The sequence below is a fragment of the Candidatus Paceibacterota bacterium genome (assembly GCA_035583355.1).
Taxonomy (GTDB): domain Bacteria; phylum Patescibacteriota; class Minisyncoccia; order Phycocordibacterales; family UBA6899; genus JAJZQJ01.
Map to the genome: position 1 here is coordinate 1 of DATEZQ010000007.1, position 22,480 is coordinate 22,480.

Annotated in this window: 25 protein-coding genes and 1 tRNA gene; 17 read left to right on the plus strand and 9 right to left on the minus strand. The window is 46.3% G+C overall.

The window, feature by feature from the left end; genetic code table 11:
• Positions 1 to 321: 321 nt before the first annotated feature.
• Positions 322 to 402: transfer RNA gene (locus tag VJ579_03310), tRNA-Leu, on the minus strand.
• 96 nt (positions 403 to 498) lie between these two features.
• On the opposite strand from VJ579_03310, the gene VJ579_03315 reads away from it, so the two are divergent.
• The gene (locus VJ579_03315) at positions 499 to 627 is read left to right on the plus strand and encodes a hypothetical protein (protein ID HXK38071.1); all 129 of its coding nucleotides are present in this window, start codon (positions 499 to 501) and stop codon (positions 625 to 627) included.
• A gap of 94 nt (positions 628 to 721) precedes the next feature.
• Positions 722 to 2,005, plus strand: a complete 1,284-nt coding sequence (locus VJ579_03320) for a ParB/RepB/Spo0J family partition protein (GenBank protein ID HXK38072.1) — start codon at positions 722 to 724, stop codon at positions 2,003 to 2,005.
• Positions 2,006 to 2,030: 25 nt separating this feature from the next.
• Here the strand turns inward: VJ579_03320 and VJ579_03325 are convergent, their stop codons facing one another.
• The 3 genes from VJ579_03325 to VJ579_03335 all read right to left on the minus strand — a co-directional run bounded on the left by VJ579_03325 (position 2,031) and on the right by VJ579_03335 (position 6,636).
• Positions 2,031 to 3,479 carry a RelA/SpoT family protein gene (locus tag VJ579_03325; GenBank protein HXK38073.1) on the minus strand — a complete coding sequence of 483 codons (1,449 nt, stop codon included), beginning with the start codon at positions 3,477 to 3,479 and terminating at the stop codon, positions 2,031 to 2,033.
• Positions 3,480 to 3,551: 72 nt separating this feature from the next.
• Positions 3,552 to 5,759: a type I DNA topoisomerase gene (gene topA, locus VJ579_03330; GenBank protein HXK38074.1), complete on the minus strand. Its 2,208-nt coding sequence runs from the start codon at positions 5,757 to 5,759 to the stop codon at positions 3,552 to 3,554.
• 40 nt (positions 5,760 to 5,799) lie between these two features.
• Positions 5,800 to 6,636, minus strand: coding sequence for a DNA-processing protein DprA (locus VJ579_03335; protein ID HXK38075.1), 837 nt, complete (start codon positions 6,634 to 6,636; stop codon positions 5,800 to 5,802).
• Positions 6,637 to 6,742: 106 nt separating this feature from the next.
• On the opposite strand from VJ579_03335, the gene serS reads away from it, so the two are divergent.
• The 11 genes from serS to VJ579_03390 all read left to right on the plus strand — a co-directional run bounded on the left by serS (position 6,743) and on the right by VJ579_03390 (position 15,781).
• A complete protein-coding gene (gene serS, locus VJ579_03340) occupies positions 6,743 to 8,011 on the plus strand; it encodes a serine--tRNA ligase (GenBank protein ID HXK38076.1) in 1,269 nt (422 codons plus the stop codon).
• 176 nt (positions 8,012 to 8,187) lie between these two features.
• A complete protein-coding gene (dnaX, locus tag VJ579_03345) occupies positions 8,188 to 9,222 on the plus strand; it encodes a DNA polymerase III subunit gamma/tau (GenBank protein HXK38077.1) in 1,035 nt (344 codons plus the stop codon).
• Positions 9,223 to 9,225: 3 nt separating this feature from the next.
• The gene (locus VJ579_03350; protein HXK38078.1) at positions 9,226 to 9,474 is read left to right on the plus strand and encodes a hypothetical protein; all 249 of its coding nucleotides are present in this window, start codon (positions 9,226 to 9,228) and stop codon (positions 9,472 to 9,474) included.
• A gap of 31 nt (positions 9,475 to 9,505) precedes the next feature.
• Entirely contained in the window at positions 9,506 to 9,733 is a 228-nt protein-coding gene (locus VJ579_03355) for a hypothetical protein (GenBank protein ID HXK38079.1), read from the plus strand.
• A gap of 292 nt (positions 9,734 to 10,025) precedes the next feature.
• Positions 10,026 to 10,589, plus strand: a complete 564-nt coding sequence (locus VJ579_03360; protein ID HXK38080.1) for a class I SAM-dependent methyltransferase — start codon at positions 10,026 to 10,028, stop codon at positions 10,587 to 10,589.
• Between the two features lie 81 nt (positions 10,590 to 10,670).
• Positions 10,671 to 11,993: an extracellular solute-binding protein gene (locus VJ579_03365; GenBank protein ID HXK38081.1), complete on the plus strand. Its 1,323-nt coding sequence runs from the start codon at positions 10,671 to 10,673 to the stop codon at positions 11,991 to 11,993.
• 2 nt (positions 11,994 to 11,995) lie between these two features.
• Positions 11,996 to 12,394 (plus strand): hypothetical protein, encoded by a 399-nt coding sequence (locus tag VJ579_03370; GenBank protein ID HXK38082.1) that lies wholly within the window; start codon positions 11,996 to 11,998, stop codon positions 12,392 to 12,394.
• 1 nt (position 12,395) lies between these two features.
• Positions 12,396 to 12,728, plus strand: a complete 333-nt coding sequence (locus VJ579_03375) for a hypothetical protein (GenBank protein ID HXK38083.1) — start codon at positions 12,396 to 12,398, stop codon at positions 12,726 to 12,728.
• Between the two features lie 93 nt (positions 12,729 to 12,821).
• The gene (gene xseA, locus VJ579_03380; protein HXK38084.1) at positions 12,822 to 14,360 is read left to right on the plus strand and encodes an exodeoxyribonuclease VII large subunit; all 1,539 of its coding nucleotides are present in this window, start codon (positions 12,822 to 12,824) and stop codon (positions 14,358 to 14,360) included.
• The gene (locus VJ579_03385) at positions 14,353 to 14,580 is read left to right on the plus strand and encodes an exodeoxyribonuclease VII small subunit (protein ID HXK38085.1); all 228 of its coding nucleotides are present in this window, start codon (positions 14,353 to 14,355) and stop codon (positions 14,578 to 14,580) included. The genes xseA and VJ579_03385 overlap by 8 nt, the downstream gene beginning before the upstream one ends.
• Positions 14,567 to 15,781, plus strand: a complete 1,215-nt coding sequence (locus VJ579_03390) for a DUF2207 domain-containing protein (protein HXK38086.1) — start codon at positions 14,567 to 14,569, stop codon at positions 15,779 to 15,781. The genes VJ579_03385 and VJ579_03390 overlap by 14 nt, the downstream gene beginning before the upstream one ends.
• Positions 15,782 to 15,815: 34 nt before the next feature.
• Here VJ579_03390 and VJ579_03395 read toward each other — a convergent pair whose 3' ends face one another.
• Positions 15,816 to 16,037: a hypothetical protein gene (locus tag VJ579_03395; protein ID HXK38087.1), complete on the minus strand. Its 222-nt coding sequence runs from the start codon at positions 16,035 to 16,037 to the stop codon at positions 15,816 to 15,818.
• Positions 16,038 to 16,175: 138 nt separating this feature from the next.
• Here VJ579_03395 and VJ579_03400 point away from each other — a divergent pair, with 138 nt between their 5' ends.
• Positions 16,176 to 16,808: a nucleotide exchange factor GrpE gene (locus VJ579_03400; GenBank protein ID HXK38088.1), complete on the plus strand. Its 633-nt coding sequence runs from the start codon at positions 16,176 to 16,178 to the stop codon at positions 16,806 to 16,808.
• 42 nt (positions 16,809 to 16,850) lie between these two features.
• Here the strand turns inward: VJ579_03400 and VJ579_03405 are convergent, their stop codons facing one another.
• A complete protein-coding gene (locus VJ579_03405; protein HXK38089.1) occupies positions 16,851 to 17,099 on the minus strand; it encodes a hypothetical protein in 249 nt (82 codons plus the stop codon).
• 2 nt (positions 17,100 to 17,101) lie between these two features.
• Complete coding sequence (locus VJ579_03410; GenBank protein HXK38090.1) at positions 17,102 to 17,326, minus strand: hypothetical protein; 225 nt, start codon at positions 17,324 to 17,326, stop codon at positions 17,102 to 17,104.
• A 136-nt stretch (positions 17,327 to 17,462) separates the two neighbouring features.
• Between VJ579_03410 and dnaK the strand changes: the two genes are divergently transcribed.
• Entirely contained in the window at positions 17,463 to 19,337 is a 1,875-nt protein-coding gene (gene dnaK / locus VJ579_03415) for a molecular chaperone DnaK (protein ID HXK38091.1), read from the plus strand.
• Between the two features lie 29 nt (positions 19,338 to 19,366).
• Here dnaK and VJ579_03420 read toward each other — a convergent pair whose 3' ends face one another.
• Together VJ579_03420 and VJ579_03425 are read right to left on the minus strand one after the other, a co-directional pair.
• Positions 19,367 to 19,756 carry a hypothetical protein gene (locus tag VJ579_03420; protein ID HXK38092.1) on the minus strand — a complete coding sequence of 130 codons (390 nt, stop codon included), beginning with the start codon at positions 19,754 to 19,756 and terminating at the stop codon, positions 19,367 to 19,369.
• A 21-nt stretch (positions 19,757 to 19,777) separates the two neighbouring features.
• Positions 19,778 to 20,650, minus strand: coding sequence for a radical SAM protein (locus VJ579_03425; GenBank protein ID HXK38093.1), 873 nt, complete (start codon positions 20,648 to 20,650; stop codon positions 19,778 to 19,780).
• 264 nt (positions 20,651 to 20,914) lie between these two features.
• Here VJ579_03425 and VJ579_03430 point away from each other — a divergent pair, with 264 nt between their 5' ends.
• Both VJ579_03430 and dnaJ read left to right on the plus strand, forming a co-directional pair.
• A complete protein-coding gene (locus VJ579_03430) occupies positions 20,915 to 21,283 on the plus strand; it encodes an ATP cone domain-containing protein (GenBank protein HXK38094.1) in 369 nt (122 codons plus the stop codon).
• A gap of 84 nt (positions 21,284 to 21,367) precedes the next feature.
• Positions 21,368 to 22,435, plus strand: coding sequence for a molecular chaperone DnaJ (dnaJ, locus tag VJ579_03435; protein HXK38095.1), 1,068 nt, complete (start codon positions 21,368 to 21,370; stop codon positions 22,433 to 22,435).
• The last annotated feature ends 45 nt before the right edge of the window (positions 22,436 to 22,480 follow it).

Consider the following 22,480-nt stretch of genomic DNA (forward strand, 5'->3'; position numbering starts at 1 on the left):
CGCAAGAGCGCACTGAATAAGATATATCTGATACTAGGGGGAGCCGAAAAACCGTTCCGGTTTTTGACTCTTGGAACGCTACGCGTGCAAAACCAGAGTCCGGGCCTTGGCACGGCTCACAAAGTAGTTTAAGTGCGGGGCACTTAAACTACTAAGTGGCCGTCGCCACGACTCGCCGACCGTGCACGCGGCTGGATTTATCACGAGCGAAGCTCGGATAAAATCTGCGCCGGGTGACAGTACCCGGCTCCGTCTTTCAAGTCCCGTCTCCGGTCGCAGTGGCAAAAGAAAAAAGAGCTTTCGCTCTTTTTTCTGCCACTGTGCCGGAGGCGGGACTTGAACCCGCACATCTTTCGATACTCGATTTTGAGTCGAGCGCGGCTACCATTACGCCACTCCGGCAATGGGGGCAGTATAGCAAAAAATGATGAAACCGCAATTCCTGTTGCTTGGCTGGTGAAAATACGTATAATCGGTTCAGTGTTACTCGGAGGTCATATGTTATTTCCCCCGCGTTTGTTCGAAGATGCCGACAAGCCGAACACGTCGGCTTATCGATTCTGGGAGCGCGCCGCTGAGGTGGCGTTCACTGTGATCGTGGTCGGTGTCATGTTCATGCTCGATTAGTAAAAGTACGTACTTTGTAAAGGCCGGCAAGTCCGGCCTTTTTGCACCTTTTATGCACAGTGCAAGAAGGTCAAACACCTGCTACAATGCACCCATGTCTGAGTTCGTAAATAACACAATTTTCTGGGTAGAAGTCGAAAAGATCCATCCGAATCCATACCAGCCACGAAAGGAATTTGATGAACGCCATTTGAGTGATCTTGCTGACTCCATTCGTATGTATGGTATCCTCCAGCCACTAACCGTAACTCGTAAGGAGAATATCATAGAGGATGGCGGTATGACCGTCGAGTATGAGCTTATTGCAGGTGAGCGTCGTTTGCGCGCAAGTAAACTTGCAGGGCTTACGCAGGTTCCCGTCCTTATTCAGCAAGGTTTTGTTGACCCGAAGCTCAAGCTTGAACTTGCCATTATTGAGAACCTTCAGCGTGAAGACCTCAATCCTGTTGATCGCGCATTGTCATTCGCACGTCTTGCTAATGAGTTTTCTTTGAAGCATGCGGAGATTGCTAAGAAGGTTGGTAAGAGTCGTGAATATGTCTCAAACAGCCTTCGTCTATTAGCGCTTCCTCAAGATATCATGACTGCGCTCCAGACCGGAAAGATCTCTGAGGGCCACGCACGTCCGCTCCTTATGCTTAATGACAGGCAGGCGGAACAGTCAACACTCTTCAAAGAGATCCTCTGGAAGAAGCTTACGGTGCGTGAGGCGGAACAAGTGGCTCGTCATGTTGCAAAAGAGAAGACTCGAAAGAAAGTGAACATCGATCCAAAGCTGACTCGTATGGAAGCAGAGCTTGAGGAGTCGCTTGGTACTCGGGTGCATATCGAAGCTAAAGAGAAGGGCGGACGCCTTGTCATTGATTTCTTTGCTGCCGAGGATGTGCAAGCACTCATCGATCGTATTAATGCCCGCAATGCGCTCGCAGACGCACGTGCGCTACGCGATGGCATTATGGGTGCAGGGAAGCGCGAGATGGAGAATATCCAAGGTGCAACCCCAATTCGTTTCGAGGCATCACCAGCTCCTACGCCAGCGGTGCTTGAGACAACGGTTATAGCTTCTGCTGCTGCGAGCTATCCTGCATATGGTACATATCAGCGCGATGCCGAATCTCATACACATCCTGAAACTTCAATCCCTCAGGCATTCCATCAGGTTGATGCTCCTGCAGTCGATACGCCGCACTATATTGAGGAGCAGCCTGTATATCCTGTAAGTGATTCGGTATCTGAGGCTATCTCTGAGGTTATTCCACAAGAATTATTTAAGGGTTCAGAAATAGAAGAGCCACTTGATGATCGCAGTTCGCATGAGCAGCGTGCATCACTTGATTCCGATGAAGACCTCTATTCTGTAAGTGGATTCAATATTTAAAAAACACCCAATGGGTGTTTTTTGTTTAGAGAGAAATTTGCTGTGCCGCTAATGCTTGTCTAATATGCCTCTTTGCTAGTGTGGTCTTCGCATAGTCAAGCCATTTTTTAGATGGTTTTGCCGAACGCTTCGTCTCGATATCAACGATATCTCCATAACGTAGTACTGTATCAAGCGAAACAAGCTTTCCATTTACTTTTGCTCCTGCGACATGGTCACCAATGTCAGAGTGGATTGCGTACGCAAAGTCGATAGCGGTAGAGTTGATAGGGAGGTCGACGACATCGCCCTGCGGGGTGAAGGTGAAGACACGATCCTCGAAGAAATCCGTACGCAATGCTTGCATGTAGTCTCCAGACTCAGCAGCTTTTTGGAGCTTGCCGACCTCTTTCACCCAAGCAAACTTCGATGGCAACGACTTTCCTGCCTTTTGTGATTCCTCCTTATAGACGAAGTGTGCTGCGACTCCAAGTGCTGCTTCCTGGTCCATCTCCGGTGTGCGGATCTGAATCTCGAGACAACTTCCATCTCCAGTAAACACTGTGGTGTGGAGTGACTGGTAGCCGTTCGGTTTTGGGAATGCGATGTAGTCCTTGATGCGGCCGGGGAGTGGTCTCCAGATAGAGTGCGCAATCCCAAGTGTACGATAACAATCACCGATATTCGGCACGATGATACGGATAGCGAGAATATCGTAAATGCTGTCGATATTCATGTCATGCTTCAGGAGCTTCTTGTAGAGGCTATACGTACGCTTTGAACGGAATGATCCACGGATATCGGTAATACCATTCTTCGCAAGTTCCATCTGCATCATGCGATACATCTTCTCAATGCGTTGCTCATTGTTTTTGAGATGAGTCGCTACAATGCCCTCTACCTTTTTGTACTCCTCGGGATAAGCATAAGGAAATGCATAGTCTTCAAGAAGACCTTTTATTGATCCGATTGAAAGTCGGTTCGCAATTGGAGCATAGATTTCGAGTGTTTCCAGTGCAATACGTTCACGCTTGTGTTCAGGGACATATTTGAGCGTAGAAACATTATGCAAACGATCCGCAAGCTTGATAATGATCACACGGATATCTTTTGCAGTAGCGATAAGCAATTTGCGGAGTGACTCGACGTGGCGTTCCACTCCACGATACTTGAGTTTTCCAAGCTTTGTAACTCCTTGAATGAGTGCGAGTACTTCAACTCCGAATTCCGAGATAATATCTTCGTCAGTACGCGCTGCATCCTCGATGACATCGTGCAAGAGGCCTGCACAAATGACCTTTGCATCCATACCCATTTCAGCGAGGGTGAGTCCTACTGCAGAGACGTGCACAAAATACGGCGCTCCAGAATAGCGTTTCTGGCCACCGTGTGCAGTCTGTGCATAGTCATACGCGCGAGCGACCAGTCCATGGTCCTCGTTTGTGCGACTGCGCATCACGTCGAGAATTTCAGATAGGGGCGTGATGTGTTCCATGTTCCCAATATACAGCAATATGTCTTTTGTGAGAAGTAAAAATATTGATAGCTAAAATAAAGAAAAAACAGCCTATTCGGCTGCTTTTTCTTTATTTAGCTTGTGAGGATTGTGCATTGGGCACGTCTTTACACTACAGCGCTCAGGAATCGTCTTTGTACCAGTCATCATAAGAGCTCCACAGATGGGGCACTTATTTCCTGTCGGCTTCGTTTTGATGGCATGTTTACAATCAGGATAATTGCTACACGACCAGAAGAATCCGAAACGTCCTTTACGCTCTATCATTTCTCCTTTACCGCAAACGTCACATTTGACGCCACTGCTTTTTACTGGGTTCAGTGTTGGGTCATTCTTGATGTACTTACACTTTGGGTAAGTAGAACAAGCGATGAATTTTCCGAAACGTCCACTGCGCTCGACAAGGTCGCCCTTTTCACATTTTGGGCATTTCTCGCCCGTAGGCTTTGGGCCTTCGATAACTTCGCCTGCTTCAGTGCGTGCACCATCACAAGTAGGGAAGTTCGCACATGAAAGGAACTTTCCTGACTTACTGAGCTTGATAATCATCGGACCATCACACTTTGGACAGTGGATGTTTTCGTCAGCATCTCCGAGGTTTGTCACCTTTGGAATTTTATCCTTCGCCTTAACGGCTTCGTGGAATGCTGTATAAAACTCAGTCATTACAGGCACATATTTGCGTGAACCGTCTGCGAGATCATCAAGCTCTTGCTCCATTTCAGCAGTAAAAGTGTCGCTGATGTATTTTGCAAAGTGCTCCTCGAGGAACGAAGACACAACGTCCCCGGTATCTGTAGGCTTAAGTGACTTGTTTTCCTTTTCGACATATCCGCGGTCGACAATTGTTTTGATGATCGCAGCATAGGTCGACGGTCGTCCAATATCGCGCTTCTCAAGTTCCTTGACGAGTCCTGCCTCAGTATAGCGTCCTGGTGGTTCGGTCTGCTTCTCTTCAACATTAAGCTGCTTAAGCGAAAGCTCATCGCCGACTTTGAGCTCAGGGAGTGTGACCTCCTCGCCCTCTGCATCGGGGTCTGCCATCAGCCATCCCTTAAAGAGCATGATTGCGCCATTCACGGCAAAGTCTGGGAAATCTTTCACGCCAACTCCAGCTGATATCTTGGTACGGAGTACGCGTGCATCAGCCATTTGCGATGCCACTGTGCGCTGCCAGATGAGCCTATAGAGCTTCTGTTGTTCAGGGGTAGTACCACCGGTCTTCTTATGCATGTCCGTAGGGCGAACGGCCTCATGGGCTTCCTGAGCATTCTTTGATTTTGATTTGAATGTGCGAGGGTGAAGGTAGTCCTTTCCCCAGAGTGATTCGATAGTGCTGAAGATCCCGTGCTGCGCCTCCTTCGAAAGATTCGTCGAGTCTGTACGCATATAGGTGATGAGACCTACTTCATAAAGTTTCTGTGCAATCTGCATCGTACGTGAAGGGGAGTACCCGAGTCGTGTGGAAGCGGTTTGCTGGAGTGTCGAGGTAGTGAACGGAGCCTTGGGGCTGCGACTTGCTTCACTTGTTTTAATGTCGCGCACGGTCCAAATCTTTGCCGCCTCACCCTCTTTCCTGATGAATTCCATGCGGTCTTTGTCGCGTGGCTCCTCGCTACAATCGAGCGTAAGTGGAATCTTTTTGGTGGTCGCAACATCAGCAGAAAGTCGCCAGAATGTTTCTGGTATGAATGCGCGAATCTCGCGCTCGCGCTCCATGATGATGCGGAGTGCGGGCGACTGCACGCGACCCGCAGAAAGTCCGTAGCGGACCTTCTTCCAAATGAGGCCAGAGAGATCATAGCCAACAAGGCGATCGAGCACGCGTCGCGCCTCCTGCGCCACCTTAAGGTTCATATCTATAGACTGTGGGTGGCTTGCGGCTTCATTGACTGCAGTGTTTGTGATTTCATGGAACTTGATGCGCTTTGCATCCTTTAGTCCTAGTTCATCGGCAAGGTGCCATGCGATTGCTTCTCCTTCACGGTCGGGGTCGGTTGCGAGGAAGACCGCCTTGGCCTCCTTTGTGAGTGATTTCAATTCTGAGAGAATCTTCTTTTTGTCAGGTGATACTTCGTAGTGTGGCACAAAACCAGCCTCGATATCGATGGCTTTTTTGTTTGATTTAGGAAGGTCGCGCACATGTCCGACAGAAGCGCGTACGATATAATCCGCACCAAGGTATTTCTCAATAGTCTTCGCTTTCGCGGGAGACTCAACGATAACAAGTGTCTTTCCTTTTGCGGACGAGTTGCTCATGGTGTATATCTGTACCACAGAAATATATTTATAGCAAATGTTAGCAATTTTTTCTTACCATTCCCTGAGCATCAATCTTTATCATTCCATTAAGTTCAAGAAGCGTGATCTCGCTATTCAGCGAAGAAGCAGAAAGACCTGAGAGTTGCATCAGTTCGTCTTTGTGCATCGGTTGAGTTATGTGCGCAAAGAGTGGGTGTATTGTTGCATTTGTATCTTCATGTTGGGGAATATTCTTGGTTTGGTCTATACCGATCAGCTTGAGTACCACTGATGCGTTTGTTATGCAGTGTGCTCCTTCTTGGAGAAGAAGATTTGGACCACTTGAAAGAGGGTTGTCTATATTTCCGGGAATTGCACCGAGCGGTACATGGAGTGTTTGTGCTGCGCGCGCAGTAATCATTGTGCCCGAATCAATTGTCGACTCGATGATGATCACAAGGTCAGCGATGCCAGCCATAATGCGATTGCGCACCGGGAATGTCCATGGGGCAGCGGTTTGCGACTCCCATGGAGAGAGTAATGCCCCACCGGCGTCGATGATTTGCTCACTAAGGTGCACATTGGTTTTTGGGTAGCGCACTGCTTTGTTAATCCCCGAGCCAGGAAAGGCGATAGTGTGGAGATGCGCATGAAGTGCCCTTTGGTGGACTAGCGCATCGATACCGAGTGCCATCCCAGAAATAATGGTAATTGGATATCCTTCAAGTCCATCAATAATGGATTTAGTACAGGCAATTCCATAAGACGAAGGTTTGCGCGTACCGACAATCACGATACGCTTATACTCCGGGGGCGGTAATGCTCCTATAATATAGAGTAGTTCTGGAACTTTTACGCGCAGGGGGAAATATGTATTCAAATTAACAGAGTGCATTGCTTGTACTATATCATGCACTATAGTATCTATCTATGTGCATAGCTGTCTCGTCAGCGAGTCGTGAATTGGCCTTTTGTGGGGCTTCTGCTATAGTATAAGGACTATGTTGGACATAAAATTCATTCGCGAGAATACCGATCTTATAAAAGCAGCTGCTCAAAAGAAGCGCATTGATTTCGATGTCGATGCACTTTGCGCACTTGATGATAAGCGTCTCCATGTACTCAAAGAAGTAGAGGCACTTCGTGCAGAGCAGAATGGAGCAAATGCAGCAATCGCCAGTGCAACCGATCAGACAGATCGTACTGCACGTATTGACGCAATGCGTATCGTGAAAGAAAAACTTACTGTAAAAGAGGATGAGCTGAAGCAAGTCATGACCGATTGGCGCTACAGCATGCTCATGGCTCCGAATGTCCCTGACGTCACCGTTCCTGATGGTCTTTCTGATGCAGACAACAAGGAAGTCCATAAGTGGGGAGAGCCAACGAAGTTCGGTTTCCCTGCAAAGAATCATGTTGATCTTATGCTTGCGCACGATATGGCTGACTTTGAGCGCGGCATAAAAGTCGCCGGTTTTCGCGGTTACTATCTCAAGAATGATGGTTTCCTACTCGCAAATGCAGTGTGGCAACTCGCACTCAATCATTGGTTAAAGAAAGGATTTACTCCAATGCTCGTGCCATCACTCGTTCGTCGTGAGACATTGCTCGGTACAGGCTATCTACCTCAAGGCGAGGATGATCTCTACAAGACACAGGATGGAGAATTTCTCGCAGGTACTGGAGAGGTCGCAATGATGGGCTATCATATCGACGAAGTACTGGAGAAGGCAGAGTTTCCAAAGAAGTTTCTTGCGTTCTCTCCTTGCTTCCGAAGAGAGGCCGGAGCTCACGGTAAGGATGTGCGCGGACTTATTCGTGTGCACGAATTCTTCAAGTGGGAGCAAGTTGTGCTCTGTGAAGCAAGTCACGAGGTGTCAGTAAAAATGCATGAGGAGATCAACCGTAACACCGAAGAGCTCATTGAGCTTCTTGGTATTCCATATCACACGGTTGCGAACTGTGGTGGAGACCTCGGCCTTGGTCAAGTGAAGAAGTATGATATTGAGCTTTGGGTTCCAGGAGAAGAGACCTATCGCGAAATTTCATCAGCTTCATATTTCCATGATTTCCAGACGAGGCGTACGAATACCCGATACCGTGATGATGAGGGGAAGCTTCGCTTCGCACACTCACTCAACTGTACTGCGATTCCAACTCCGCGTATTCTTGTTTCTATTGTTGAGAACTATCAGCAGGCAGATGGAACTATCAAGATTCCAGAAGTCCTTAGGCCTTATATGAATAATAGGGAATTCATCGGCAAGTAAGAACGCCCCTTCGGGGACCAGGCGTTCTTGCCTGTAGATGAGCCGCCACCGCGGCACACATCAACTCAATTAGAACCACCATCAAAGCATGGTGGTTCTAATTTTTCAGGTAAGCAAAGCAAAAAACCACGTAATTTACGTGGTTTTTTGCTTATGATATACTGAACACATCATATATGGAACTAGCACTCTACCGAAAATATCGCCCTCAGGAATTCGCTGATGTACGTGGACAAGACGAAATCATTAACGTCTTAAGCCGACAAGCAAAACAGAATGAGATCGCGCATGCATACCTCTTTTACGGGGGCCGAGGAACGGGAAAGACGACAGTTGCCCGAATTTTTGCGAAGTCGGCTGGTGTAGAGGCAGAGGATCTCTACGAAATGGATGCCGCATCGAATCGTACAATCGATGATATGCGTGAACTCCGTGAGGCGGTACGTACAATGCCGTTCTCCTCACCGCGTAAGTGTTACATCATTGACGAGGTGCATATGCTTACAAAGGAGGCATACAATGCACTTCTTAAGACGCTCGAGGAACCGCCCGCACACGTCATGTTTATTCTTGCAACGACGAATCTCGAAAAAGTTCCGCAGACGATCATTTCGCGCTGTCAGGCGTTTGCCTTCAAGCAGCCAATCATGCGTGATCTTGCGCAGTATGTGGTGGATGTCGTTACGAAAGAAGAACTCATGATGGATGTCGCAGCAGCTGAGCTTGTTGCGCTCGCTGGTGATGGGTCCTATCGCGACACGCTCTCTGTGCTTGAAAAAGTACTTACCGTTGCGGAAGGGAAGAAGGCACTCTCAGCGGATGTTGTTGCTCGTATCATTGGTGCTCCACGTCATGAGATTATTAATCGCATTCTCCGTGGTATTGATTCCGGTAATTCTGAGGATGCACTCCTTGCCGTTCGTGATGCTGATATGGAGCATGTTGACATGACATTCTTTATGCGCCTTGTACTCATGAAGTTGCGTGCAGTGCTTCTCTTGCGTTACGCACCACAAATGGAGGCTACAATCGCGGAAGAGTTTTCCCCCGATGATGTTGCGCTTATTCGAATTTTTGCAAATAGTAAGGAAAAGCGCATTAACTCCCACACACTACTTGAGTTTCTGCGTACAGGAGAGTTGTCGAAGGCAGCGATTGTCCCGACACTTCCGATTGAGATCGCAATTATCCGCGCACTTGGAGAAAAATAATCTATGCAGGATAATACATTGCTAGAGGCAATCGGCGTGCTCGGATCTATCATGGTGCTTGGTGCATTTGCTTTGAATAGCTTTGGTGTCGTGGAGAGCTCGTCGACGGTCTATCAGATAATGAATTTGGTAGGCGGTTCTGCATTCGTGTATTACACATTCAAGAAGACCGCTTGGTCATCTCTTGTGGTGAATGTCGCATGGGTGATTATCGCGCTTGTTGCACTTTACCGTATATTTTTCTTGGGTTGATTAAAAGTTTAGCAATGTTATACTCAAAAACATGTTCAAAGAATTTTTAATGAAGAAGCTCTTGCAGAGCAAGATGGGAAATATTCCTAAGGATCAGCAGGAGAAGATCATCAATGTTGTGGTGAAGAATCCAAAGCTTTTTGAAGAGATCGCAATGAAGATCAAGGCAAAAACTGATGGTGGAATGGATCAGAATAAGGCGACGATGATTGTGATGATGGAGTACAAGGATCAGGTCCAAAAACTTATGGCATCCTAAAACCGCATATTTTGGCGCATCTTGCCATGCTTCGGCATGCGACTCGCTCACCGTAGAACACCTACGGCTCGCTAGAGTTCGCATGCCTCCAGCAAGGCTACCTGCATCCAAAATCTGTGGTTTTTTGTTTTTGCGATAAACTTCAATGCAAGGCAAATTCATCCAAATTCAGAAGTTTTTTTGTTTTAATGATAGATTATGAAACCTGCAAATGCCTTTCAATCTTGATATATTTAAAATTTTAAATCAAGAATAATAATGCGGAAAATTGTAGGTAGGATATAATACATATATGTTTATTGATCCAAAAGAAGTAATCGCGCAGCTTCCTCTTTCGGGAACTGAGATTGCTATCGATCTCGGTGCAGGGAGTGGGGTATATACCCTTGAACTGGCAAAAATTCTTGCTGATGGTGGGGGGAAGGTATATGCCGTAGATGTGCAGCAAGATATGCTTACCCGGCTCGCACATACGGTTAGTGATGAGCACCTGTCGAATGTCGCTTTTGTACATGCTGATATTGAGCAGCAAGGTGGCGTACATTTAGCAGATGGTATGGCTGACTTGGTGGTCATTTCAAACACATTGTATTGTACCGAGCATCGTGATGTAGTGCTTCTGGAGGCGGCAAGGTTGTTGCGCCCAAGAGGTCATTTGCTGCTCATCGACTGGAGTGGTCCTTACAAAGGAATGGGGCCAGAAGCAGCACAGGTAGTTTCAAAGCAGCTCGGTGCTGAACTTGCAAAAAAGGCCGGATTTGATGTACAGCTCGAGCTTTCGGGCGGTGATCATCACTGGGTGCTTTTGTGTGTACATTCTCCATCTTCTGGAGCGTCAAAGCGATTTGCCGTCTAGTCCTCTAGCCATATATTCTCATTCACTAGAGTGAATACGATCAATTTCGTGTTCACTTTTTGTGTTATACTTATGTATAATATGAAATTCGATTTTCAGAACATTTTCTTGGGAGTACTCGCAATTGCTATCGTTGTGGCGATATATATTTTCTCTCAGGGTACTAGCGATTCGAGTAAGGCGGACCAGGTGGTGAAGGTCACTATCTGGGGCGATATTGATCCAGTGAATGGTTTGCGCGATGCAATTAGTGATTTCAATCAAATTCACCGAAAGGATTTCAATATTACCTATGTGTACAAGAAGGAAGATGCATTCGATCGTAATTTCATCGAGGCAATAGCTGATAATAAGGCTCCTGATTTGATTTTCCTTTCTAATAGCAAGGTGTTGAGGCTTGAAAGCAAGCTCCAGCCAATAGCGTATACGCAGCTTCCCATTCCAACTTTCCAGCAGCGGTATGTAGATTCAGCAAAAGCATTCCTTGCACCTACAGGAGTGCTTGGTGTTCCACTTGTACTCGATCCTATGGTGCTCTACTGGAATAGAGACCTTTTCACTAATGCGAATATTATTAATCCACCAAAGTACTGGGATGAGGTGCTTGCAATGCAGCCGAAGCTCACGAAGCGCACTGCTGTCGATGGTACATTTGACTATTCCGCTATTGCAATGGGTGAGTATGGAAATATCACCCATGCAAAAGACATTATTGCAGCAATGCTGATGCAGGTTGGAGTTCCGCTCGTATATCGTAGCGAAGCAGGACAGACGGTAGTGTCTGTCGATAGTGAAATTAAGACCACTGGTGAGCCTCCTGTTGATTCAGCCCTTCGTTTCTATATGGATTTCGCAAATCCCAATAAGACACTCTATAGTTGGAACCGCACTCTGCCTGCATCCCGTGATGTATTTCTTGCAGATAAGCTTGCGATGTACATTGGACGAGCAAGTGATTACAAGATTATCAAGGACAAGAATCCACATTTGAATTTTGGCCTTTCGCAGCTTCCACAGATGCGCACAGTGCGAACAGAGTCCACGGGTGCAGAGGTATATGCACTTGCTGTCGTGAAGTCGGGATTGCAGCGCACAAATGCATTCAATGCACTCCTTGCAATCGTCGGTGATGCTGATTTCATTACGAAGTGGTCTAAGATTTCACTTCTCCCTCCTGCGCGACGCGATTTGCTTGCAAAGCAGCAAACCGACGCGATCCAGCCATATTTCTATGATGCCGCACTGCGTTCGCGCTCATGGCTTGACCCAGAAGTAAATCAGTCTGGCACCGCATTTAGTGACATGGTTGAGGGTCTATCTTCTGGCCGTTTCCCAGTCCCTGATCGTGGAGCGAATTTCTTGAGACAGGAGTTAACCGCAATTATTGGACGACTTGGAAAATAACTATGACAAAAAGAACCCTACTGATTTCTCTGTTGTTTCTTCTCCCTGTCTTTGTAACAGCGCAAGGTAAAACTGCTTCGGGGATGGTTCCCTGTGGTTATTCAGTCAACGGGGAACCCGTCGCTGATGCTCAGCAGTGCGATTTCATTGATCTAATGAATCTCATTCAATCAACCTTGAATTTTGTTATCTATCAACTCGCAACACCAATTGCAGTCCTGATGTTTGCATATGCGGGAGCAAAGCTAGTATGGAGTGGTGGCGACACGGGTGCTGAAAAGTCAGCGCGAGCTATTTTCAAAAATACCCTCATCGGGTACGCTGTCATGCTTTCCGCATTTCTCATCGTAAAGCTCGTCTTTAGTTTGCTCTTCCCAGATAACTTCTCTCTACTTGGATAATATGAGACGTTATATTTTGCCTCTACTTATTGCTCTTCCTCTTGTTGCATTTGCTCAAGTGAAGTTGCAGAACCCTGCGCCGGGTACTGGTCTTACGATGTGGGACTTCATTGATTTTCTTTTAGTGGTCTCTCGATGGGTTGTTGTGCCTACAATTGCAATTGTCATCATTTATTCTGGTTTTGAGATGGCAACTGCAAAGGGTGATTCTGCTCAGATTAAAACAGCAAAAGAACGCCTTCTGGGTGCTATTATCGCCGCAGCAGTCGTCTTTTCAGCTGAAACCATCATTTTCATTGCTCGCGGTACGGCAGAGAATATTCTTGGTAACTAAACACACCGTTGGTGTGTTTTTGTTCTATATGCCCTCGTGTGTTCGTATACAGAAAGATAATGCAGTTATGACATTTCCTGATACAATACAGCAATGAACATTCGTGCCGCATTGTATGCTTGGAGGGATAGTGAAGCAAGAGCGAAAAATATCGAAAGTTTTCGAGTTTTTCCTAATGCGACACTCGATGCAATTGTCTCTGCTCTCCCACGCACGAGGGATGAGTTGCTAGAGATAAAGGGTATTAAAGAAGCAAAATTTAATCTTTATGGGAAGGCAATATTAAATGTGATCGCGGAGTGCATCAGCGCACCGAAGGAACAACCGAGAGACCCTCAATCTTTTGTATCGATGAATGGGGTGATGAATGGTACAAATGGCCCAATGGAGCGTCCCTCCTATAGTATCAGTCAGTTTCTCGATATTCTTAACAGAGAACTATTTCGAATTAATGCGAGAGTGCGTGGTGAGATCGTAAGTGTACAGGAGCGGGGAAACGCCCTGTATTTCACGATAAAGGATACAGAGGCTGAGGCAGTGTTAAATGTATTTATGTGGACTTCAGATTATCACCTCTCGGGGGTTGAGATTGTCCCTGGTCTCGAAGTCATTGTCGAAGGCCGCGTCGAGATTTATAAGCCCTCTGGAAGGCTGTCACTCCGCGCGCAGACAATCGAGCTTGTTGGTGAAGGTGCATTAAAGAAGGCGTACGACGCGTTGCGCAAAAAACTTGAACTCGAAGGCCTTTTTGCAGCATCAAGAAAGCGTGTGATTGCAGACTTTCCACAGCGCATTGGTGTGATTACTTCAAAACAAGGAGCAGTCATTCATGATTTTCTCAACAACCTTGGTAAGTTTGGTTTTCAGGTACGCTTTCTCGATGCGCGTGTCGAGGGAGTGCTCGCAGTCAAGGATATCTATAGAGCCATCGCTCGGATGAAGAGTGAGGATATTGATGCACTAGTGATCATTCGAGGAGGCGGATCATTGGAGAGCTTGCAGGCATTCAATAATGAATACGTTGTACGTGCAATCGCTGAATTTCCAAAACCGGTTATTTGTGCAATTGGACACGACAAAGATGTGCCTCTTGCACAGCTGGTGGCTGATTATGCACCAAGCACGCCAACTGCATGCACAACCCTGCTCAACAGCTCGTGGCTTTCCGCAGATATTTCAATTACCACAGTGGAACAGTCGATGTTTGCCCTGTATACAAATGCCTTGCAACGTAAGTCTATGGAAGTCATGAAGGCACATCGTTATTTCGAGCATGCATTTTTGAATATAAAAACATCACTCACTGGGGCAATGGATGGATTTCTGCAGGTTCTTCCACTTTACAAACGAGCGCTGGGGGAGCGCAGGCAGACAGTGATGGGAGTGGGAGAGGATTCCGTACGAAATTTTAGAAGGACTATGGAACAGATAAAAGAAAAGCTTGCGCGCTTCAGCGCTTTACTCGACGCACATGATCCAATGAGACAGTTGCGCCTCGGATACAGCATTCTCCGTTCTACACAGGGAATACTTCGAAGCGTTCACAGTATACATGAGGGTGATACAATAGGAGCATTGCTTGTCGACGGCACAATTTCAGCAAAGGTAACTCGAATAGAAAAACATGACTAAGAAAAATCAAAATACGAATTCAGATAAAGATCTGAATGTAGCAATCTCAGAACTTCGAGAGATTGCTCAATGGTTTGAATCACAAGAGGAGGTCGACGTTGAACTTGGACTCCTTAAGATCAAGCAGGGAGCAGTGCTTATCAAGGAGTGCAGGGCGCGTTTAAAGAATCTTGAGAATTCATTTGAAGAAGTACGCAAAGAACTCGATGCTGAAGAATAAAATCATATCAACAGGGGCGGTATTTTGGAGCACACTGCTATTTGTGTTTCCTATTTTTGTGCATGCGGCAGAGTTTCCGAACTATGCTGTACAGGCTATTCTCGGGAGAGATGGCTTGCTCGGCGTTGAAGAGCATTTTACATTTGATTTCGGCGTAGATGGCAATCACGGTGTAATAAGGGAAATCCCGCTCCTTTCAGGTGGAAAAAGCGGCGCCCCCATCACATTTCATATGCTGTCCGTTGCGAATAAGGCTGGATTGCCATACAAGTTTGATGCCTCAAGTGGCGGAAATGTCGCGCTTGTTCGCATTGGTGACAAGGATGTGATACTTAAAGGACCTCATTATTATGATTTTAGGTATACACTCAATGGCCTCGCGACGAATACAGGATTACGATGGCAAATCACTACTCCCGTAAAGGAGGTAATGAAGAAATTCCAGGCAGATATATATTTTTCAATACCTGTTCCTCCTGTCACTGCTACGGGTACATGTAGCTTTACTCCAGGGAGGACGAGTGGTGGTTGTCTCCTTAAGCCCCTCATTAAGGATGACAAGCTCTATGGATTTCGTCTAAATATAGATAATCTTACAAAGGACGGTGTCGTTGTCGAAATTTCATACCCTCGCGGGCTTGTTGAACTCCCTGCAGTCACTACGAGAGATACACCAAGAGCGTTGCCGCAGTATATGTGGTACATCCTCGCAACTCTTGTGTTCACCGTCTTGCTTGCTGCTCTATTATGGAAGAATCGAAAGTATATTGCTGATTGGAGGGCTGAGCGGAAGAAGCCGGTACTCTTTCCCGATGCCTATTCATATCTCACCCGCGCAGTTGCTGGCCACGGATATATTTCGAAGAAAGATATTATTGCTGCAATTACTGATTTGACTGCACGAGGTTACCTCACACTTTCTCCGATACCACATCCCGTAGGTGAGTATGAATTCATCGACTATGCACTTCAAGTTCCTGTACTCGAGCTTCCTGCTGGTGCTGAAGGTGCACTCCTTAGTGTGATTATGGAAAGCTCAGGAATTGCCTCGCTTGATGATTGGCTTACAAAGGATTTTGCGCAACATCGTGAAAATATTGAAGAAGCTGCGCGATCTGAAATTGAAGGTATTGTGCTATTACGCTCTGATGAACCTCTTCCAGATCTTCCTGGATTCAAGAGCGAGCGTTATGAAGAATAGTAAAATGGACACTACTTTAGGGTAGTGTCCATTTTTAGATTCCGAGTGTATTTACACCACTTAGGCTACCGAGTACGGTAGGGAGTAATACGATGATTCCAATGAGGGGTAATATGAAGACAATAATAGTGATCCAGAACGTCAGACGCCTCGCGCGCGCACTGCGTCTTGCTTCTTCAACAAGGAAATCAATTTTTTGTTCCATGAGTGTGAGCTGTGTCTCGTCTCTATGTGGTGTGGGTACATCTGATTCCATAATCTCTAGTATAGCATATGGTGACCTGGCTCGTCTGTAGTAGGACTATTGATGGTATTTCAGAGTATATTGAAGAATAGGACAACAATTATGGGCTAGTTTTTAGTGACACATTATGCTATGCTATGCGCACAAAGTATGGATAATAGTCAAAATGTAGAAGGCGAGGAGAGCAAGGTAGATATTGGTGCAGGCATCGAAATATTGCCACCTACCGAAGACTCTGATGATGTGGAATTTGAGAGTTACAACGATGATATTTCACCATCGGGAATACTTTCCCCCCAAGATAAAATAAAAAGACTTCGCGAAAAACTCGCCGAGGCACAACGCGCAAAGCAAGAGTACCTTGATGGCTGGCAGAGGCTCAAGGCAGATTATATTAATCTCAAAAAGCGCTCCGAGGAAGAGAAATCTGAATTGGGTAATTATGTGCGTGAAAGCGTAGTTGCTGATCTCATTCCCGTTCTCGAGAGTTTTGATATGGCGTTTGCGAACAAGGATGCATGGGAAAAAGTTGACCCAAACTGGCGTATGGGTGTTGAGTATATCCATAAGCAATTCATGGAGACATTACAAAACTATGGTCTCTCTGAGGTGAGCCCGCTTGGTGAAGTATTTGATCCGCAGCATTCAACCGCAATTGGTAATGTGCATACTGATGATCAGAATCTCGATCATAAGGTTGCTGAAGTGGTACAAAAAGGATACAAGATGGGTGATCGCCTTATTAAGTCTCCAAAAGTAAAAGTATACGTTACTCAAAATTAAAACCGGCATTGCCGGTTTTAATTTATTAAACGCGAGACGAAACTATTGCATGCGATGTGCTATATCCAGAAAAATAATTGCACCTTCATTCGCGATAACAACTGCCTGGTATTCATAGTTGATAGTCAGTGACGACAGTCCTCGCAATCGTCCTTCAAGCGGATAAACATGAAGTGGTTCACGAGCTTGCGGGTGAAGTAAGTGTTCAATGGATTTTATGATATCGTCGATGACATGCTTTGGTAGTTTCTTTGCAGTGCGCAGGAAACGCACGGTATAGAGCATGTGCATGATTATTCAGGAAGTTTATCGAGTAGGGCGCGAAGATCGCCTTGCACAACCCTTCCTTCGCGTATGTCAGACTCTGCCTCACGCAGCCTTGTGAACGCACGCTCCTCACGCAAACGACGAAGTGCTTGCCTGATAACCTGTGTTTTTGTCTCAGCATTTCCTTCACGGATTTCTTCTTCGACAAAATTATAGAGATCTGATTCAAGGGGTACTGTGATAATTGGCATATAATATAATATATTAATATATTATAGTATTGCATAAATTTAATTTTTTGCAATAATGGTCCCATACAGAAAAAGGAGAGGATTTGGCAAAATAGCCATATTTATCCTTATGATTTACAAATAATTATTTCATATTATGGCAAAAATTCTTGGAATCGATCTCGGTACAACAAACTCAGCATTTGCAATTGTTGAGGGTGGCGAGCCACGTATCGTTGAAAACGCTGAAGGAACACGCACGACGCCTTCTATCATTGCACTTTCAAAGACAGGGGAGCGTGTTGTTGGACTTCCAGCGAAGCGTCAGGCGGTTACAAACCCTCAGAATACGATCTATCAGATCAAGCGTTTCATCGGCCACTCTTTTGACGAGCCTGCAACACAGAAAGATAAGACTATGGTTCCTTTCGAGATGCGCAAGGCATCCAATGGTGGAATCGAGGTAAAAATGGGAAATGACTGGCATACCCCAGAAGCAATTTCTGCAATGCTCATTCAGAAAATGAAGGCAGATGCAGAGGCGAAGATCGGTGAAAAGATCACTGAGGCAGTCATTACTGTTCCTGCATACTTCAACGATGCACAGCGCCAGGCTACGCGTGATGCAGGAAAGATCGCAGGACTTGACGTGAAGCGCATCATTAATGAGCCGACCGCAGCCGCACTTGCTTATGGCTTCAACAAGAAGAAGAATGAAAAGATTGCAGTCTTTGACTTTGGAGGAGGTACATTTGACATATCAGTGCTCGAAGTTGGTGAGGATGTTATCGAAGTGAAGTCTACCGATGGTGATGCACACTTGGGAGGAAAGGATATTGATCAGCGCATTATTACGTTCCTTGCTGAGGAATTCAAGAAGGAGTCTGGTATCGATGTGCGCAATGATGCACTCGCAAAGCAGCGTCTTGATGAAGCAGCAGAGAAGGCAAAGATTGAACTTTCAACTGCCGTTGAGACGGAAGTGAATCTCCCATTCATTACCTCTGATGCGAATGGGCCACGCCATCTTGTCATAAAGATGTCTCGCTCGAAGCTCGAAGAGCTCTCAGCGGAATTCATTGAGCGTGCAATGGTAATCACAAAGCGAGCGATTGCTGCTGCACCATTCCCAATGAGCGACATCCATGAAATCGTCATGGTTGGAGGTCAGACGCGCATGCCCGCAATCCAAAAAGCCGTAGAAGAGTTTTTTGGCAAGAAGATCAACATGTCCGTCAACCCGGACGAAGTCGTTGCGGTCGGTGCTGCAATTCAGGGAGGAATCCTCCAGGGAGATGTGCACGACGTCCTTCTTCTTGATGTGATCCCACTCTCTCTCGGACTTGAGACGCTAGGGAATATTGCTACAAAGCTTATCGAGAAAAACACGACCATTCCTGCAAGTAAGTCACAGGTATTTTCGACAGCGGCTGATAATCAGACCTCTGTTGAGATCCATATCGTTCAGGGTGAGCGTCCAATGGCAGCTGATAACAAGACACTTGGTCGTTTCATTCTTGATGGTATTCCACCGTCACCTCGTGGTATTCCTCAGATTGAAGTCACGTTTGATGTGAACGTTGACGGTATTCTCAACGTGAAGGCAAAGGATAAGACTTCAGGCAAGGAACAAACGATTCGAATTGAATCACGCTCTACACTCTCTGACGCCGACATTGAGCGTATGACTAAGGAAGCAGAGCTTCATGCGGATGAGGACAAGAAGAAGCGTGAGGCTGTTGAGGTGAAGAACACCGCAGAGTCTGTACTTTATACAGCAGAGAAGTCACTCAAGGACAATGAAGGCAAAGTTCCTGAGGATATCAAGAAGACCGTCGAAGAAAAAATCACTGCACTTAAGGCAGTGAAGGATGGAACTGATATGGAGGCACTCAAGAAGGCTACCGAAGAGCTCGGCCATGCTATGAGCGCAATCGGTGAGGCAATGGCAAAGCAGCAGTCAACCGAAGACGCGGGAACAACCCCAAAGGAAGACGGTGCAGCCGGAGCAGACAACGTTCGTGATATCTAATGATAAAACACGCCCATTGGGCGTGTTTGTCATTTGTGTTGAGTTCCGTTGATCACGGAAGTGTATTCCAAGATCTCCATGATCTTGTCCCGCTCTTTGTGTTCCGCTATCGTTGCATTTCTTTTGCAGCATGGACATGCAATAGCACTTTGGATCATGCTTTTGCGAACCCAACCAGAGATGGGTTCGCTGTGCGGCCCCCGGGATGCTGATTCGCTATATTCCTCTCCCCAAATGAATTTCCATTCTGGGGCAGGGGATGAAGTTCTGCAGTAGGCACAGGTGATCGTGCGCTGTTCTGCTTCACGTTCAAAGCTGTTTTGGAGCGCCGCTAATGCGAGGTCTCTTTTTGTATTGAGTTTTTCGAGACGCACATTATGACGAGCGATGACAACATTGCGTCGTTCCTTAAAACCCATGTCCGCACCCCTTTAGTCGGATCACTTCATACACAGCGCACCTTCCTTGATCCACGAGTATGCAACCGTGCCGTCCTGAAAGACAACGAGTTGTCGCACGAAATCTTTCTCGGGGTCGTGTCTTGTAACGTAGTCAGTCAGGCGTAGGATGCTTCCATCGTAGTCAAAGACGCCACCACCCCAAACGTGCCCGTGACAGAGCTTCGTATATCTTGTAAGCCATGCTCGTATATCATTCATTCCTTCTTCGCTGGGCGTGAAGACATTGGGTGTCCCATCAGGGTCTGCGACCGGCCACGAGGTGATATTGGTAATATCGCACCACTCAATAAGATAACGAACACTGCGCTCATAAGCGAGGGCGTTGTCGACTTCTCCCTTGCGAAGAAGTAGGGTTGCTCGGACACCTATGCCATATTTTCTGACATTAGCGACAATACTCGTGAACTCAGGATACTCCTCGAGTCCATACGCACGTGCCTGCTTTCCGCGGTTAACAGAGTGTATCGATAGTGCAATATTCGTGAGGCCGAGCTCTCTCCACAACGGCAGCCAGGTCTCACAGAAGGAAGAGTCTCCTAGGAGGATTCCATTTGTGAATAAATTCACATTGGGGAAGTATGCGCCATGGTTTGCGCACTTAGCGTAGACGCGAAGCGCTTCAGTGACATCTTCCGGGCTCATCGTGGGCTCACCACTTGAGGTGAGTGAGAGTGACCACCCTCCGTGACGCGCGGAAAGCTTGATTGCTGACTCAAGGTTTTTAAGGAATGCAGGGTCTGTGTTCTTCGCGTCAGGACGAAGATATTTGCCGGCGCAAAATGCGCAATTTCCATTACATACTCCCTTTCCGACGAGTGCGGAAACGCTGTAGATCTTCTCGATGCAAGCCATGATGTACTCCTTTTTGAATGTGCTGCTCTGGTCAAAGCGTAGCACTGTATCGCACCAAAGCGTAGGTGTATAAGTACTAAGAAAACACATTCCGCGCAACTGATAGGGCAAGGCGTTGACATATTTATATAAAGAAATAAGATAAAAGTACTATATATTGATATGAATTGTATATATTGCAAATATCCCGATACGAGAGTGGTAAATACACGAGCGCACACACCCGGTGTTGTTTGGCGCAGACGACAGTGTGTTCAGTGCGATATGAAGTTCACTACAGAAGAAACCGCTGAAGGTAATAATCTTTTTGTTGAGAAACGAAATGGCAAGCGACAGCGTTTTATTTATGAGAAACTATTCACATCGCTTGTGTATGCTTTCGAAAAAGGAAAAGGGAGTGATCACGGTGATCAGGCCCTACTTGCAAAGAAAGTAGTCGGAGAGCTTATTGCGCACTTGATGGAAAAAAATAGAAAAGATATTACAACAGGGCTACTTATTACGTTATGCTACGATACCCTCTTTCGTGACTATCCTCATGCCGCAGAGCGCTATATGCATTATTCACTCTATCGTGAAAAAATGTGCGCACCGATTCGTGCACGAATTGAACGTTCTAATAGGAAAAAATGATCCGTTCTTCGCATATTACATGAGAAGTGTAATTCATTGATTTTTATTGAAAAATACATATAATACGCATACAAATATCTAATTATGTCAAAGGATTACTATTCAACATTGGGAGTCGAAAAGAGTGCATCAAAGGAAGAAATAAAGAAGGCATTCTATAAACTTGCCCATCAATATCATCCTGACAAGAAGACTGGAGATGAAGCGAAGTTTAAAGAAGTGAACGAGGCTTACCAGGTGCTTTCGGATGACGAAAAGCGTGGGCGCTACGATCAGTATGGTAGTGCAGATGCAAATCCTGGCTTTAATGGAGCAGGAGGTTTTGGTGGATTTGACTTTTCCGGATTTCAGCAGGGAGGCTTTGATATGGGAGACATCTTTGGTGATATGTTCGGAGGTGGTGGTCGCCGCCAGCGCACACCGCAAGGTCGCGATATCCAAATTGATGTACAAATGAGTTTTGCAGAGGCAGTATACGGAGTGACGAAGACTACTCGGTTGCGTAAGCATGCCACATGTCTCACATGTGATGGTTCGGGTGCAAAACCAGGAACAAAGCAGAAGACCTGTAGTACTTGTGGAGGTAAAGGTAAAACGATTCACATCCAGCAGACGATCCTCGGAGCAATTCAGTCACAGTCAATTTGCCGTGATTGTGATGGTAATGGAAAGATTCCTGAAGAGAAGTGTAAGGATTGTGCCGGAGAAGGTGTAGTGAAGCGTGAAGAGGAAATAGTAATTCCAATACCAGGAGGAGTGCGTGATGGTGAGACATTGCGCATGTCGGGTCGAGGTGAGGCAGTACCTCATGGGGTTCCGGGAGATTTGTATATTACGATTCATGTGCAGCCCCATAAGGTTTGGAGGAGAGAGGATGATGATCTCGTTGCTGAGCTTTCTATAAAACTTACAGAGGCTGTTCTTGGAACACAAAAGGAATTACCATCTGTGAAGGGTGAGATGCTTACGATTGATGTCCCAGAGCGCACTGCACCAGGAACGATTCTTCGTATGCGCGAAAAAGGAATTCCCCATGTACGTCGAGGGGGTAAGGCTGGTGACTTATTGATCAAAGTCACATTTGCGCAGCCCGCAAAGCCAAGTAAGAAAGCAAAAGAGTTACTCAAAGATCTCGAGAAGGAAGGATTCTAAATCAATGTGATAGGTAATAGGTTATGGGTTATAGGGAAATACATG